Source organism: Cryobacterium levicorallinum (genome assembly GCF_004402405.1).
Taxonomy (GTDB): domain Bacteria; phylum Actinomycetota; class Actinomycetes; order Actinomycetales; family Microbacteriaceae; genus Cryobacterium; species Cryobacterium levicorallinum.
The window spans coordinates 199,372-213,865 of the sequence record NZ_SOFE01000022.1 but is presented as its reverse complement, the minus strand read 5'-3'; the positions used below and the strand labels follow the sequence as shown (position 1 = coordinate 213,865).

Here is a 14,494-nt window from a genome sequence, read left to right as displayed (position 1 = left end):
GAATCCGGTCGATTGATCATGACGCAACGCGCGCCACCAATCAATGTCAGAACAAGCGCATCAACGATGCACGCTTGACAATCATGCTGCCTGACCGGGCACGGCTCAAATCGCATCCGGCCCGGTCAGTCGCGCACGGCCTATAGTTTTCCGTCGAGGGCCTGGGTGAGCAGGTAGATCAGAGCACTCTCCTGCACCGAATCGGCCGCGGCGTACTCTTCCTGCGAACCATCCAGTGCTCGAGCCGCCAGGCCCTGCTTGCTTCCGATCAGGTCGGCAATGCGGGCGTCGATGGTGTGCGCGGCGATGATGCGCCAGGCGGTGACCGGCTCATCCTGCCCGATGCGGTGCACCCGGTCGATGGCCTGGGTCTGCTCGGCTGCGGTCCAGCTGAGCTCGGCCAGCACAACGTTCGACGCGGCCTGGAGGTTGACGCCGACGCCGGCCGCGGTGAGGGAACAGACCGCGATCGCAACGTCGGGGTCGTTGTTGAAGGAGTCGATCGCTGCCTGCCGGGCAAGCGCGCTCTGGTCGCCGCGCAGCGACACCGTTTTCAGGTCACGCTTGGCGAAGATCTCCTCAGCGGTGTCCATTACATCGATGTGCTTGGCGAAGAACACGACCTTACCGACCGACCGGGCCAGCTGGGCCGCGTAGTCGGCTGCGAGACCGGCCTTGGCCTGACCGATTTTGCGCACCATCGTGAATACGTTTTCACCGGTGCTCTGGCCCTTGGAATCTTCGAGTTCGGCGTGCGCGACGGCGCGAATGTAGGCATCCCGCTGATCCTCATCGGGAACGGCCGGGCCGCCAGAGCCGGTGTGCCGGGCGGCGACGAGTGCGCGGTACCGGATGACCAGCCGGGCACCGAGTTCCCGTTCGGCCTGGCGGATGGAGCGGCCGAGGTCGTCGTCCAGCTCGACTGGGAGGTCGGCGATGCGCTTGGCCGGCAGGTCGGCGGCGACGTCGATCTTGCGGCGACGCACGATGCCCATGTCGATCACGGCGGCGCGAGCTTCCTTGTAAAAACCCATGTCGGCGGGCGTGAGGCCCGTCTCTTCGAGGCGTTTCAGCAGTGCGGGGGCCGGCTTGTCGCCGTCGATCCAGCCGAGGAACTGCCAGATGGCCCGAAAGTCGTCGACGTCGTTGATCAGGGGCGTTCCGGTCAGGGCCATCAGCAGCGGGTTGCCGCCCGGGGTACGGCGGCGAATCTGTTCGGCCAGCGAGAGTACGTGCTTGGAGCGCTGGGAGGCGAGGTTCTTAATGAAGTGGGCCTCGTCGACGACCATGCCCTTGAAGCCGAGGGTGCCCAGCCAGGCCAGGTGCCGGTCGAGCACGTCGTAGTTGACGACGACCACGTCGGCGAAAGCGTCCAGGCTGTCACCATCGCCGTGGATGACGGTGGCACGCCGGTTCGGCGTCCACATTTCCACTTCACGGGCCCAGTTCATTTTGACGACGTTGGGCACGATGGCCAGCAGTGGGTAGGCGTTGGCAACGGATGCTGCCAGCAGGCTCTGCGCCGTCTTGCCGAGGCCCGGCTCATCGGCGAGCAGATAGCTGCGGTGGCCCAGACGAGCGCTCTCGATGAACCGGGCCTGGTGCCGCATGAGCTCCATACCGTTCGGCGACAGTCGGTCAAGCTTGGGGGCTTCCGGCATGTCCATGCTGGCGGCCTGGCCGCCCGAACCGTACTCGAACGATTTGAACAGGGGGCCGAGCAATTCCCAATTGGCCAGCCGGCGCGGGTGCACGATCGGCTGGGCTGCTGCACTGAAGTCGGGGGCGAGGAACGGGTTGGCCAGCTGCCGGGCCTTGACCGACTGCGGGACGACCTGGTTCTGCAGCACGACCGGTTTGGCTTCGGGTTCGCGGGTGATGATGAGTTCGTCCGGACTCAGTTCGGCACCGGATTCAAGCAGCCAGTCCCGGCGAAAACGCTGCGCGACGGTGGAGACGCCGGCATCGGGTTCGAGCAGGGTGATCAGGCTGGTATCGCGAGCCGCGGTCTTGGCCAGAATCTGGGCAATGCCGTCGAGGCGTTTGAGCAGCTCGGCCCGATTGGCGTCGGAGAGCCCCTTATCGCCCTTGACCCTGGCGCGTTCCTCGCGCATCAGCAGGGCGATGACCTGATACTTGGTGCGGTTGGTCGGCCCGAGCTTGGTACCGGACTGCGCCTTCGCCTCGACCTCGCGCACCTTGCGGGCGAGAATCGGGATGATCGGCGCGTCGTCGTCACGCGAACGAGGGTGGGCCCGATTGCGGGTGACACCGCCGCGGCCGAGGTTGTTCCGGCTGCCCGAGGCATCGGTGCGGGTATAAGCCATTGTTCTCCACTCAAAAGCAGCACGGTACGGGTACCGGCTGTATCCGTCCACGCGAGCCGGTCACGGCATCCAGGTGTTGCCGGAACGCTGCAGCCCGCCAATCGTTCTGATGAGTTCTCAGGAACAAACGATTCACGAAACACAGCACGGGTCGCGATCTTCACACAAAACTCGCGGTCAAGCGGATGCTGTCGCAGCGGTGGTGCCGTCGAATCACGCGCCTCTACAGGTACTGATTCAACGAGTACGGCCATCGCCAGCGAGCGCACAGTAGAGACCTGACCCGGTTCTCTCAACGCGCTAGTAGTCTACGCCCCCGTTCAATTCTTGCGAACCGGCACCTTGGTGCGCAGGCCGACGGCGATGAAAATGATCGCGGCGATGAACTGGGCCGAGACCCAGCCCTGACCGCTGAGGTCGAGAATCACGACAGGGTTCCACAGAATCGCCATCGGCACGAGGCCGATCAGCCAATACCAGGACCGCGCCTGCAGCACGAAGACGCAGATGATGAGCGCGAGAATGCTGACGGCGTAGCGGATGATGATGAAGCTCTCGCTGTCCAGCAGGGCTAGGCCGGCGAGCAGGGCGATCGCCCCCAGCAGACCCGGTGCGAGGGCAGAGCGGGTGAAGGTCGGTTCGACTGGCGTACCCATCAGACGCCCCCTCCCCCGCCGCCGCCGCCTCCTCCGGAGAACCCGCCGCCACCGCCGCCCGAGGTCGACGAGCTGGTGGCACTGCCCGACCACGACGCGGCAGAGGACGCCGAGAAGCTGCCGATAGCACCGGCGAACAGCACGGCCTGGAACATTCCCGTTCCCAGATACCAGTCGGGCTGGGTGCCGCTCTCCCCGTAATACTCGCCCAGGACCTTCGACCATCCCTTCTCCTGGCCGAACAGTATGGCCAGTGGCAGTACGCGCTCGTAGAGTTTCACGATCTGAACGGAGGGGGCATCCGCTGTGGTGGTGGTTCTGGTCAGATCGGGACGACCGTTCTCCGGCCGGTAGACCGATCGCACGGCCCCCTCCGAACTCTGCAGAACACGAAGTCGATCGGCTTCGGCAAGACCTATATACAACTTGACGCCTTTCAAATAGTCACGCAGTTCAGCGCCGCTGTCGGTGAGCGGTCGCAGATTTCCGGCACAAACGAAGGTGACCACCGCGGTGGTGATGCCCAGCACGATGAACAGCAGCGGCCAGAAACCGCCCACGTCGGTGATGACCGCCCCGAGACTCGCCACTCCAGCGGCCAGGGCGCTCACGCTGGCCAGCAGTAACAGCCAGACCCGCAGCCCATCGTTTTGCTTTTTCCTTACGCCCAACCGCAGCGATTCGGCGCGGGCCGCAAGCCGTTCCTTCTGCAGGGCCTTACTGAGCGAAACGCTCTTCTTCTTCAGGTCGCGCTGGTCGCCGGGCCGCAAGCCGGGAAAAAGTTTGCCCAGAACGCGGCTTTCGGTCTCATCGACACCGTCGGCGTGCACGAATTCCAGCAGAAAGTGATTCTTTTTGTCGTCGGCATCGAGAATGCGCACGTTGCCGCGCACGGCGAAGCTGATGAATTGTGCGGCCATCGCCTTAGCGGCGGCACCGACAACGTCACCGGAGGTGAGCAAATTCACGCCCCGCGGCGGAAGGTATTCGGCGATGATGGTGAACCGGCCCGGCGCAGCGCGCCAGCGGGTGGCCCGCAGGATTCCGGCGACGAGTGCCGTCAGCAGCCCGAAAATCGCCGCTACCAGAGCGATGCCCGGCCAGGCGTTGGCAGTGAAGGAGTCAAAGCTGAAGTCGTTGACGTCCTGACGAACGGTCAGGGCGGGCACTGCGGCCTGCGCGGGTGGAGCCGCTGCGAGAACGACTCCGCCGATGACAGCACCGATCATCGCGGCACCGACGACCAGCCCACCGAGGGTCAGGACACGTGCGGGGTGAACCGATCGGAGCATGAGTCCACTCTACCGAGCCGGACTGAGCCGCCCGCAGCGCGGGTCAGTCCGGAACAGCTCAGTCCCGAACAGCTCAGTCTCGAACAGCTCAGTCTCGAACAGCTCAGTCTCGAACAGCTCAGTCTCGAACAGCTCAGGCGTGCTGAATCGGAATCGACGTCGTCGACGGCGGTCGCTCGAACAGCATCTCCAGCCCCGGCCGCAACTCGGCCAGCCACGCGGCATAGCCGGCCTCGTTCAGGTGCAGCCGGTCGATGCCGAAGGTCGGGTCGAGTTCACCGTCTGGCAGGGCCAGGGCCGGCCACAGGTCGAGGTATTGCGCGTGCTGGGTGGGGGCGTACTGCCAGACGTGCCGGTTGATTGAGCGGATGGTGCCGGCGAAGTCCCGGTCGCGCGGCAGCACCGATTGCACCATGATGCGGGTCTCCGGCAGGGCACGGCGCAGCGTGTGCAGGATGGTTTCGAGGTTGCGCACGACATATTCGTCGGTTTTGCGCCAGCCGAGATCGTTGGTGCCGACCCCGATCACAATGGCGTCGGGCCGCAACTCAATCACCTGATCAAGCTGTGAAATAATCTCATCGGTGGTATTACCGCTGGCAGCGAGATTGTGCACCACGTACTCGGGAAACCACTCTTCCCACTGACCATTCGCGGTGAGGCCGTCGCCCAGAAAGGCGAGTGAAACTGTCATAGTAGGCCTCCTATCTGTTACCCATCATGCCCCGAACCGGGCCGAGTCGCCAGAATTCCCAGAGTATACGCACGATTTATCGACACATCTACCCGCCGGATCAGTCGTGGTGGGAGCGAGAAACCACCGCCAGGGAAAGCCGCTCCTAGGCCTCGTTTTTCGCCACGCATTCGGCCGCGGCCGTCGCCGTGATTCGGGTCGCCATGCCCTCGAAGATGATGCTGTGGAACGGGATGATCGCCGCCCAGTACAGCCGTCCACCGAGCCCGCGGGGAAAGAAGACCGCGCGCTGGCGGTAGAGCGAGCCGCCAGCATCCGTTGGTGTGACGCTCATTTCGAGCCAGGCCCGACCTGGTACGCGCATTTCGGCGCGCAACCGCAGAAAGCTGCCGTGGTCGATCTGCTCCACCCGCCAGAAATCGAGCACCTCGCCGGTGTGCAGGTGGTCGGGATTGCGTCGGCCGCGGCGCAGGCCAACACCGCCGACGGCCTTGTCCATCAGGCCGCGCACGGCCCAGGCCAGCGGGAAGGAATACCAGCCGTTCTCGCCGCCGATGCTTTCGATGACTCGCCAGAGCGCAGCCGGATCGGCCGGGGTGGTTTTCTCCCGCAGGTCGGTGTAGACGGCGTGGCCGGCCCAGTTCGGGTCGCTCGGCAGCGGGTTGCTGGAAGCGCCCTCGATCGAGGAGTTGCGCCAGCTGGTCTCCACGTCTCCGTCGCGCATGCGGCCCAGCGCGAGGCGCACGGCCCGCCGGTAGCCGGTGAGGCCGCCGTCCGGCTGCGGAATGTACTGATCGATGTCGCTCTCGTGCACGACGCAGTCATACTGCAGCGACGCGATGATGGGAATGGCGAGGTTGCGCGGAATCGGTGTGACCAGGTTCACCCATTGTGAGGCCAGCCACGGGGTGAGCACCGGCAGGGCGATAATCGCCCGATGTTTGAGGCCGGCCTCGAGGGCGTAGCCGTTCATCATCTGGTCGTAGCGCAGCACGTCGGGGCCGCCGATGTCGAAGGTACGGTTCACCTCACTGGGCAGATCAGCTGCCGCCTGCAGGTAGTAGAGCACATCGCGCACGGCGATCGGCTGGATACGGTTACGCACCCATTTGGGCGCCGGCATGCAGGGCAGCACGTCGGTGAGGTGACGGATCATCTCGAACGAGGTCGAGCCGGAGCCGATAACGACGCCGGCCTGGAAGGCCGTGGTCGGCACACCGCTGTCGAGCAGGATGCGGCCGACCTCCATGCGGGAACGCAGATGGGCCGAGAGCGTCTGTGTGTCCGGATGCAACCCGCCGAGGTAGACGATGCGCGACACCTGCGCTGCAGTGGCGGCCTTAGCAACGTTTTCGGCTGCGATGTGCTCGGTCTTCTCGAAATCACCGGCCGCACCCATCGAGTGCACGAGGTAGTAGAGCACGTCAATGTCGGCGCAGGCGGACTGCACCGATTTGGCGTCGCCGAGGTCGCCCTGCACGATTTCCACCTGGTCAGACCAGGGCACATCGCGCAGCTTCGACGGGGTGCGCACGAGCACGCGCACCGTGAAGCCGGCTTCGAGGAGTTTGGGTACGAGGCGTCCGCCGATGTAACCGGTCGCACCGGTGACAAGTGCTCTGCGTGAGGTCATGCGGCGGAGTTTATCCCGTCCACTTGACCCCCCGCTGAGTGCCCCGGAACCGAATCAGAGAATAGCTTTGGTGTGCCAGACCGTCTTCAGTTCGGTGAAGGCGAGGATGCGGGACAACGCCGGTGCTGCGGCATCCGTTCCCGTCTCGGGCGGGAGCACCCGCTTGAGCGTGTCGGCGGCGCTGATCTGCAGCTCGACCCAATCCAGGTCGCCGGCTCCAACGAGGTCGAGGGCGTTGACGTCGGCGTGGCTGGCCAGCCAGGGCGCGATCTCAGCTGGCGAACCGGTCACGATGTTGACCACTCCACCAGGCACATCACTCGTGGCGAGCACCTCGCCGAGGCTGATCGCAGACAGCGGCGCAGTCTCGTTGGCGACGACGACGACGGTGTTCCCCGCGACGAGGGCCGGGGCGATGGCGCTGACCAGTCCGAGGAGCGATTCGGTGCCCTGCGGCGCGATGATCGCTACGACGCCGGTGGGTTCGGGCACGGACAGGTTGAAGAACGGGCCGGAGACCGGGTTGGCGTTGCCGGCAACCTGCACGTACTTGTCGGCCCAGCCCGCGTACCAAACCCAGCGGTCGATGGCTTCGTCGACCTGGGCGCTTGCCACTGCGGCATTGACGCCCTCGCTGCTCATGATCTCGTCGATGAACTGCGCCCGACGGCCCTCGAGCAGTTCGGCGATGCGGTACAGCACCTGGCCGCGGTTGTAGGCCGTGGCGCCGGCCCAGCCGCCGAGAGCGCTGCGAGCGGCAACGACCGCGTCGCGGGCATCCTTGCGGCTGCCCTTCGCTGCGTTGGCCAGAAACTCGCCCTTGTGCGAGAGCACCTCATAGACGCGGCCGGATTCGCTGCGCGGAAACTTGCCGCCGATGTACAGCTTGTAGGTCTTGGGGATGGCGAGGCGGTTCACTTGGCGGCCTTCTTTGCAGATGCTGATTTCTTGGTGGCGGGACTCTGCTGCACAACGGCGGCGGCGGACCGCGAGCCGGTGCGCACGGCGGGCTTGAGATAGGCAGCGAGGCCGTGGCGGCCGCCCTCACGGCCGTAGCCGCTCTCCTTGTAGCCGCCGAACGGGCTCGACGGATCGAACTGGTTGAAGGTGTTCGCCCAGATCACGCCGGCGCGTAGCTTGTCGGCGAAGGCCAGGATGCGGCTGCCCTTGTCACTCCAGATTCCGGCGGAGAGACCGTACGGGGTGTTGTTCGCCTTGGCGATGGCCTCGGCCGGGGTACGGAAGGTGAGCACCGAGAGCACCGGGCCGAAGATCTCGTCACGGGCGATGCGGTGGCTGGTCGACACGTTGGTGAAGATTGTCGGTGCGAACCAGAAGCCGTTCTCGGGGATGACGCAGTCGGCGCTCCAGCGTTCGGCGCCCTCCTGCTGACCCAGCTCGGACAGTTCGCGAATGCGGACGAGTTGCTCTGCACTGTTGATGGCGCCGATGTCGGTGTTCTTGTCGAGCGGGTCGCCCAGGCGCAGCGTCTGCATGCGGCGCTTGAGCCGGTCGATGACGTCGTCGTGGATGCTTTCCTGTACGAGTAGGCGACTGCCGGCGCAGCAGACGTGGCCCTGGTTGAAGAAGATGCCGCGCACGATGCCCTCGACCGCCTGGTCGATTGGGGCGTCATCGAAGACGATGTTGGCGCCCTTCCCGCCGAGCTCGAGGCTGAGCTTCTTGTCGGTTCCGGCGACCGAACGGGCGATGGCCCGCCCGACCGAGGTCGACCCGGTGAAGGCGACCTTGTTGACGCCGGGGTGGTTGACGAGCGTCTGCCCGGTGCTGCCATCACCGGTGATGATGTTCACGACACCGGCGGGCAGGTCGGCCTGCTGCAGAATCTCAGAAAACAACAGCGCGGTGAGCGAGGTGGTTTCGGCGGGCTTGAGCACGACGGTGTTACCCGCGGCGAGGGCGGGGGCGATCTTCCAGGCGAGCATCATGAGCGGAAAGTTCCACGGGATGACCTGGGCGGCAACGCCGAGCGAGGCCGGGTTCGGGCCTACGCCGGCGTGATCGAGCTTGTCCGCCCAGCCGGCGTAGTAGAAGAACCAGGCGGCGACGAGGGGAATGTCGACGTCGCGGGTCTCTTTGATCGGTTTGCCGTTGTCGAGGGTTTCGGCGACGGCGAGTTCGCGGGCGCGTTCCTGCACCAGGCGGGCGATGCGAAACAGGTACTTGCCCCGGTCGCTGCCGGACAGACGGGACCAGACCCCGTCGTAGGCGTGCCGGGCGGCCGAGACGGCGGCGTCGACATCCGCTTCGTTGGCGGTCGCGATCATGGCGATCTGCTGTTCGGTGGCCGGGTTGATGGTCTGAAACGGGGTGCCGCGGCCAGCCGTGAAGTCACCGTTGATGAACAGGCCATAGTCGGTTTTGAGGCCCAGCAGTGCCTGCGACTCGGGGGCCGGAGCGTAGTCAAGAAATTTCATGGTCGTTCCTAATCAATCGTCACGTAGTCGGGGCCGGAGTAGTGCCCGGTCGTCATCTTCTGGCGCTGCAACAGCACGTCGTTCAGCAGGCTGGAGGCACCGAAGCGGAACAGGTGCGGCACGAGCCACTCCTCTCCCACCGTTTCGGCGACGGTCACGAGGTACTTGATGGCGTCCTTCGAGGTGCGGATGCCGCCGGCCGGCTTCACGCCGATGCGCACGCCGGTGAGGCGGTGCCAGTCACGCACGACCTCGAGCATGGACAGCGTCACCGGCAGCGTTGCGGCCGGAGCGACCTTGCCGGTGGAGGTCTTAATGAAGTCGCCGCCGGCCAGAATGGCCAGCCAGGAGGCGCGGCGCACGTTATCGTAGGTGTTCAGCTCGCCGGTCTCGAGGATCACCTTGAGGTGGGCCACCGATCCGTCGGCGCGGCGGCAGGCGTCTTTCACCGCGACGATCTCGTCGTAGACCTGGCCGAAGCGGCCGGCCAGAAAGGCGCCACGGTCGATGACCATGTCGATTTCGTCGGCGCCGGCGGCGACCGAGTCGCGCACATCGGCGAGCTTGATGGCGAGCGAGGCGCGGCCGCTGGGGAAAGCGGTGGCGACGGCGGCCACATGTACCCGCTGAACACCGGCTCCCTCGGTGCCGCCGGCGGCGTGGGCGGAGCCGAGCGCGGTGACGGCCGTGCCGACCATGTCGCCGTAGACGCAGACCGCGGCGACGCGCGGGCAGCCGGGGTCGCCCGGGTCTGGTACCAGCGCCTTGGCGACGAGTGAACGCACCTTGCCGGGGGTGTCGGCGCCCTCGAGGGTGGTGAGGTCGATCAGTCCGATGATGGTGTCGATCGCCCAGCGCTTGGAGCTGGTCTTAATCGAGCGGGTGCCCAGGTCGGCGGCGCGGGCTTCGAGGCCGACGGCGTCGATTCCGGGGATGCCGTGCAGGTACCGGCGCAGGTTGGCGTCGGTGGCCTCCCCGCCGATCAACGAGGCGGCGCGCTGATCGGGTTGGTAGGTGGCCAAGGGGCTACTGGTCATGGGGTGTCCTTCTGGGCATATACGTGCTGTGCGGTGGCACTGGTGTTATGGGTCACAGATGTTCAGTCTTGGAGGAGGGCATTCGCGGTGTCTTCGTCGGTCACCAGAACGGTGCACAGCCCGTTGCGCACGACGGCGCGGGCGATGGCGTGTTTGGAGCGTCCGGAGATGACGGCGATGGTGAGCGGGGCGCGGCGCAACTGGTCGAGCTGGATGCCGACCGTGCGTTCGTTGAGTTCGGGGTCGACGATTCGGCCGTTGTGGTCGATGTAGCGGCCGACGACGTCGCCGACGGCGCCGCGCGCCACGAGGTCGTCGATCTGGGCGACCGTCAGGTAGCCGCTGTCGACCAGGGCGGAATTCGCATCCGCCTGCCCCGCACTGAAGACGTAGGCCTGGGCGTTGCGGGCCAGGGCGAGCACCCCGGCAACCGTGCGGTCGGCTTCCATTGCCTGTTTGGTTTCGAGACGTTCGAAGATGGCGGGGCTCGGCAGCAGGGTGGCCGAGCCGTCGGCCTTGTGCGCGATGGTAACCGCAGTGGATGCCGCGGTTCCGGTGCGCTGATTCAGGCTGACACCGCCGTTGATCTGCACCACGTTCACCCCCGGCGCCCAGCCCTGTTTGAGGTGCAGGGACACGTCGTGCAGGGTGCGACCCCAGCTGATGCCGAGCGTGCGCGGAATCGGGCGGAGGCTCGTGAGATAGTCGGCGGCGGCCTGTGCGGTGCGCGATTGCAGCTCGGCATCGCTCGACACCCCGGCGGAGGACACCACGATGGCATCGGTCAGACCGGTCGATTCGCGCAGCCGTCGTTCGATCGGCAGCCGGCGGGCGCGCGGGTGCACGATTTCGATGCGGATGAAGCCGTTCGCCTTAGCGCTCGCGAGCAGCCGGCCGACCTTCCAGCGGGTGAGGCGCAGAATCACGCCGATCTCATCCTGGGTCTGGTTTTCTTCGTAGTACAGCTCGGCCGCACGGATGGAGAGGAGTTCGTCGGTGTCGCTCATATACGGTTCGCGGTCCAATCGGTTGAGTCCAGCCTACGTGGGCCCGGCGCGTGAATCAACAGCTGTAGGCGATCTTGCTCTTTTGAGCAGGAGCCTCCGCTGGGCGCGTTGAGCGAACCCATCCCATACGATCAGAGCATGCGCGCCAATGAAGCTCTCGAGTACGTTCTCGCCGTCGACGTTGGAGGAACCAAGGTCGAAGCTGCACTCGTGGACGACCGAGGTACGGTGCTTCCAAGCAGTCGGCACCGCGCGCCGACCGGGGCCAGCGCGACCAGTGAGCAGCTCGCATCCGCTGTCAGAACTGTCATTCTGGCAACCCTCGCGAGCGTGCCGCCGGGCTATCCGCTGATCGGCGTCGGCATTGGCTGTGCCGGGCCGATTCACCTGCACTCGGGGGCGGTGTCGCCGCTCAATCTGCCGGTGTGGCGCGAGTTCGGGCTCCAGGAGCTCGTGGCCGAGCTGGTTCCCGGTCTGGATGTGCGGCTGCGCATGGACGGCCTGTGCATCACCCTGGCCGAACACTGGGTGGGCGCGGGCCGCGGAGTCGACAACCTAATGGGCATGATCGTGTCGACCGGTGTCGGTGGCGGCCTGATTCTCGGCGGCGTCACGGTGTCCGGTCCCACCGGAAATGCCGGTCATATCGGCCACATCGAGGTCGGCGGCTTCCTGGATGCCTGCGCCTGCGGCGGCACCGGCTGCATCGAGGCGATCGCCTCCGGGCCGAAAACCGTCGCCTGGGCCAGATCTCAGGGCTTCACCGGCGAGTCTGGCGAGGACCTGGCGGCGGCCTACGCGGCCGCCGACCCGATCGCGATTCTGGCCGTAAAGCGCAGCGGCCGGGCCCTCGGCCAGGCAATCGCCTCGGCAGCGACGCTGCTCGACCTCGACGTGGTCGCCATCGGTGGTGGCTTCTCGAATGTCACCCCCGACCTGCTGGATTTCGCTCGCGCAGCGATCCTGGAACGCGTGCAATTCGCCTACGCCACCCGGGTGCGCGTGGTGCACTCGACCCTCTCGGGCGACGGCCCACTGATCGGCGCCGCAGCGCTGATTCACCGCGGGGAATTGGTGCTGTAGCCGGCTGGCTCAGCGGGAGCGTGCCAGGTCGTCTTCGAGCATGTGCGGTCGACCGATCACCGCTCCAGCGACAAGCACGACCAGCGCCGTTACGAGGAGGAAGACCATCGGCCAGGTCCACCCACCGCTCAGTTCGTGCAACAGGCCGAAAACCAGCGGGCCCAGTGCACCGAGGGTGTAACCGATGCCCTGCACGAAGCTGCTGAGCGCGACCGCACCGGCGTGGGTGCGGGTGCGCAGATTAATGAGCACGAGAGCCAGCGGGAAAAACATGGGCCCCAGGCCGGCGAGCGACACCCAGAGCCAGGTCAGGGTCGCCGGCACCAACAATAGCCCCAGATCGCCGATTACGAACGCGAATACGCCCACGTAGACGAGCGGGCCGATATTTTTCAGGCGGGCGGTGAGGATCGGAATGATCAGGGCGCACGGGATTCCCATGCCGGCGTAGACCGCGAGAAGCGTCCCCGCCTCGCCCGGAGTCGCCCCCGCGGTCTCGACGAGGAGCTGAGGCAGCCAGGCGAACATGGCGTAGGCGTTGAGCGACGAGGTCGCGAACACGCCGGCGATGGCCCAGGCGATCGAGGATCGCCACAGTCGACCGAGAATGGCCGCATCGGCCTCATCGACCACGGGGCTCGGCGATTGCTCGGTGCGGTGCCGCAGGAGCATCGTGATCCACGGCACCAGCGCCAGCAGAGCCAGCAGCATCCACATGCCGAGCGAGATTCGCCAGCCCGCGGCATCCGCTACCGGAACGGCGATGAGCGGAGGAACGAGGGTGCTCAGCGACATCATTGTGGCGTAGAGGGACGTGACGAGGCCGATCCGGTCCGGAAAGTACTTCTTGACCAGCGGCGGCAGGAGCACATTGCCGACGCCGAGGCCGGCGAAGGCGATGACACTGCCGATAATGAGCATGGTGATCGAGCCGGATGACCCGCGAGTGAAATGACCGACCAGAATCGCCAGGAGAGCGAGTACGAGGGGTAGTTCGAGGCCATGGCGGCGGGTGATCATGGGGGTGAAGATACCGAACACGGCAAAGCAGACCGGCGGAAGCATGCCGAGCACGCCGAGAGCTACCACTCCGAGCGGAATATCGACGTTGATCTCGGCGACGATGGGCGAGAGGGCGGTCACCGCGTTGCGGAGATTGGCAGCGACCAGAATGATGCCCAGCAGGGCCAGGCCGCGTCCCGGCCAGAGGGGGCTGGGGGTTGCGGTAGTCACTCGGCCAGTCTAGGGGGCGAGGTTCAGCCGAGCGGATGCGACGGTTACAGCCCCGCGCGCTCCCGCCGGATGCGCTCCGGTAGGTCTTTCAGGTCCTCCCAGCGGCCGGGAGCAACGAGGGCCGGCAGAAGCATGGCCCACATTTCGGTGAGGCGCTGGTCAATGTCGGCCCGCTTGGTCAATACGTCGGAGACGACCTGCACGCCGGTGAAGGCCGCGGTGCAGAAATGCGCGGCCGCGCTGACGTCCAGCTTTGGGTTGACGTCGCCGGAGGCGATCCCCCGGCGGAGGAATTCCTCGCAGGCGACCATCCAGTCGAGGTACGGACCGGCCACCGGGGTGGAAAAATTCACCGCTTCGATGGTTAAACGGATGCCGGCGCTCACGACGAGGTCGTCGCGGAGCTGCCGGGCAAGCTCGTAGGACATCGAGACGAGGGCGTGCAAACCGGGATAGTTGTCATCGAGGAGCTTCTGCCCGGCCGCCGCCGACGCCGCGTGCTGGGCGGCGATAATCGCTACGGCGAGGGCTTCCTTCGAATCGAAGTGAAAGTACAGCGCGCCCTTCGTCACGCCGGCGGCGCCGCTGACCTGGGCAAGGGACGTACTCCCGTAACCGCGCTGCTCAAAGGCCGCTGCTGCACCGCGAATTATCGCGGCGCGCGTTTCGATCGCTCGTACTTGTTGTGACATTAGATCCCCCGGGAAATGCGCGAGTTTCCAGAATACCCGGGGCAACGACCCGCATCGACTCCCCCCGAGGGCCTTGACGGCACCCCCTTTTGGGGCTAAGCCCCGCGTGCCAGTGCTCAGATACCGTTACCCCATTGCGCGAAACAATAAACATACTGTTTGGTATGGTTTGGGGCATGGAAAACATCGGCGGTCACGAGTGGGTCGGCATCATGGTGGCGGTGCTTGCTGGGCTGGTCGTGCTCACCCTCTCCCTCGTCGCCATGGTGCAGATCGGGCGGGCCGCACACCTGTGTCCGACCAAGCGCACCAACTGGGTCCTGGCGGTGCTGCTCGCCCCGGTGTTTGGCGCGACCGCCTGGTTCGCCGTCGGTAACCGGCTCCGACTGGACTAAACCATTC

General features: G+C 65.8%; 13 protein-coding genes. 2 read left to right on the top strand and 11 right to left on the bottom strand.

Annotation, left to right across the window (positions count from 1 at the left end; genetic code table 11):
* Positions 1–140: 140 nt before the first annotated feature.
* From E3O11_RS11420 to E3O11_RS11380, 9 genes are all read right to left on the bottom strand, one after another.
* Positions 141–2,327 (bottom strand): DEAD/DEAH box helicase, encoded by a 2,187-nt coding sequence (locus tag E3O11_RS11420; protein ID WP_092450024.1) that lies wholly within the window; start codon positions 2,325–2,327, stop codon positions 141–143.
* A 320-nt stretch (positions 2,328–2,647) separates the two neighbouring features.
* Entirely contained in the window at positions 2,648–2,983 is a 336-nt protein-coding gene (locus E3O11_RS11415) for a DUF6804 family protein (protein ID WP_241977644.1), read from the bottom strand.
* Positions 2,983–4,275, bottom strand: coding sequence for a DUF2207 family protein (locus E3O11_RS17660; RefSeq protein WP_092450026.1), 1,293 nt, complete (start codon positions 4,273–4,275; stop codon positions 2,983–2,985). The genes E3O11_RS11415 and E3O11_RS17660 overlap by 1 nt, the downstream gene beginning before the upstream one ends.
* A gap of 133 nt (positions 4,276–4,408) precedes the next feature.
* On the bottom strand, positions 4,409–4,969 hold the full coding sequence (locus tag E3O11_RS11405) for a GDSL-type esterase/lipase family protein (protein ID WP_092450028.1): 561 nt from the start codon (positions 4,967–4,969) through the stop codon (positions 4,409–4,411).
* Between the two features lie 145 nt (positions 4,970–5,114).
* Positions 5,115–6,602, bottom strand: a complete 1,488-nt coding sequence (locus E3O11_RS11400; RefSeq protein WP_092450030.1) for an SDR family oxidoreductase — start codon at positions 6,600–6,602, stop codon at positions 5,115–5,117.
* A 54-nt stretch (positions 6,603–6,656) separates the two neighbouring features.
* Positions 6,657–7,520, bottom strand: a complete 864-nt coding sequence (locus E3O11_RS11395) for an aldehyde dehydrogenase family protein (RefSeq protein WP_092450032.1) — start codon at positions 7,518–7,520, stop codon at positions 6,657–6,659.
* Positions 7,517–9,040, bottom strand: a complete 1,524-nt coding sequence (locus E3O11_RS11390; RefSeq protein ID WP_092450034.1) for an aldehyde dehydrogenase family protein — start codon at positions 9,038–9,040, stop codon at positions 7,517–7,519. The genes E3O11_RS11395 and E3O11_RS11390 overlap by 4 nt, the downstream gene beginning before the upstream one ends.
* Positions 9,041–9,048: 8 nt before the next feature.
* A complete protein-coding gene (deoC, locus tag E3O11_RS11385; RefSeq protein ID WP_092450036.1) occupies positions 9,049–10,077 on the bottom strand; it encodes a deoxyribose-phosphate aldolase in 1,029 nt (342 codons plus the stop codon).
* Between the two features lie 62 nt (positions 10,078–10,139).
* Positions 10,140–11,084 (bottom strand): sugar-binding transcriptional regulator, encoded by a 945-nt coding sequence (locus E3O11_RS11380; protein ID WP_092450038.1) that lies wholly within the window; start codon positions 11,082–11,084, stop codon positions 10,140–10,142.
* 138 nt (positions 11,085–11,222) lie between these two features.
* Between E3O11_RS11380 and E3O11_RS11375 the strand changes: the two genes are divergently transcribed.
* Positions 11,223–12,167 carry an ROK family protein gene (locus tag E3O11_RS11375; protein ID WP_092450040.1) on the top strand — a complete coding sequence of 315 codons (945 nt, stop codon included), beginning with the start codon at positions 11,223–11,225 and terminating at the stop codon, positions 12,165–12,167.
* A gap of 9 nt (positions 12,168–12,176) precedes the next feature.
* Here the strand turns inward: E3O11_RS11375 and E3O11_RS11370 are convergent, their stop codons facing one another.
* Positions 12,177–13,400, bottom strand: coding sequence for an MFS transporter (locus E3O11_RS11370; RefSeq protein ID WP_092450042.1), 1,224 nt, complete (start codon positions 13,398–13,400; stop codon positions 12,177–12,179).
* Positions 13,401–13,444: 44 nt separating this feature from the next.
* The gene (locus tag E3O11_RS11365) at positions 13,445–14,092 is read right to left on the bottom strand and encodes a ScbR family autoregulator-binding transcription factor (RefSeq protein ID WP_092450044.1); all 648 of its coding nucleotides are present in this window, start codon (positions 14,090–14,092) and stop codon (positions 13,445–13,447) included.
* A 176-nt stretch (positions 14,093–14,268) separates the two neighbouring features.
* On the opposite strand from E3O11_RS11365, the gene E3O11_RS11360 reads away from it, so the two are divergent.
* Positions 14,269–14,487 carry a hypothetical protein gene (locus E3O11_RS11360; RefSeq protein ID WP_092450046.1) on the top strand — a complete coding sequence of 73 codons (219 nt, stop codon included), beginning with the start codon at positions 14,269–14,271 and terminating at the stop codon, positions 14,485–14,487.
* Positions 14,488–14,494: the final 7 nt, after the last annotated feature.

What these genes read in the sequence shown, in the direction of transcription:
- E3O11_RS11365 (WP_092450044.1), bottom strand. Translation starts at nt 14,092, where the DNA reads ATGTCACAACAAGTACGAGCGATCGAAACGCGCGCCGCGATAATTCGC.
- E3O11_RS11380 (WP_092450038.1), bottom strand. Translation starts at nt 11,084, where the DNA reads ATGAGCGACACCGACGAACTCCTCTCCATCCGTGCGGCCGAGCTGTAC.
- E3O11_RS11400 (WP_092450030.1), bottom strand. Translation starts at nt 6,602, where the DNA reads ATGACCTCACGCAGAGCACTTGTCACCGGTGCGACCGGTTACATCGGC.
- E3O11_RS11390 (WP_092450034.1), bottom strand. Translation starts at nt 9,040, where the DNA reads ATGAAATTTCTTGACTACGCTCCGGCCCCCGAGTCGCAGGCACTGCTG.
- E3O11_RS11360 (WP_092450046.1), top strand. Translation starts at nt 14,269, where the DNA reads ATGGAAAACATCGGCGGTCACGAGTGGGTCGGCATCATGGTGGCGGTG.
- E3O11_RS11415 (WP_241977644.1), bottom strand. Translation starts at nt 2,983, where the DNA reads ATGGGTACGCCAGTCGAACCGACCTTCACCCGCTCTGCCCTCGCACCG.
- deoC (WP_092450036.1), bottom strand. Translation starts at nt 10,077, where the DNA reads ATGACCAGTAGCCCCTTGGCCACCTACCAACCCGATCAGCGCGCCGCC.
- E3O11_RS11375 (WP_092450040.1), top strand. Translation starts at nt 11,223, where the DNA reads ATGCGCGCCAATGAAGCTCTCGAGTACGTTCTCGCCGTCGACGTTGGA.
- E3O11_RS11420 (WP_092450024.1), bottom strand. Translation starts at nt 2,327, where the DNA reads ATGGCTTATACCCGCACCGATGCCTCGGGCAGCCGGAACAACCTCGGC.
- E3O11_RS11405 (WP_092450028.1), bottom strand. Translation starts at nt 4,969, where the DNA reads ATGACAGTTTCACTCGCCTTTCTGGGCGACGGCCTCACCGCGAATGGT.
- E3O11_RS17660 (WP_092450026.1), bottom strand. Translation starts at nt 4,275, where the DNA reads ATGCTCCGATCGGTTCACCCCGCACGTGTCCTGACCCTCGGTGGGCTG.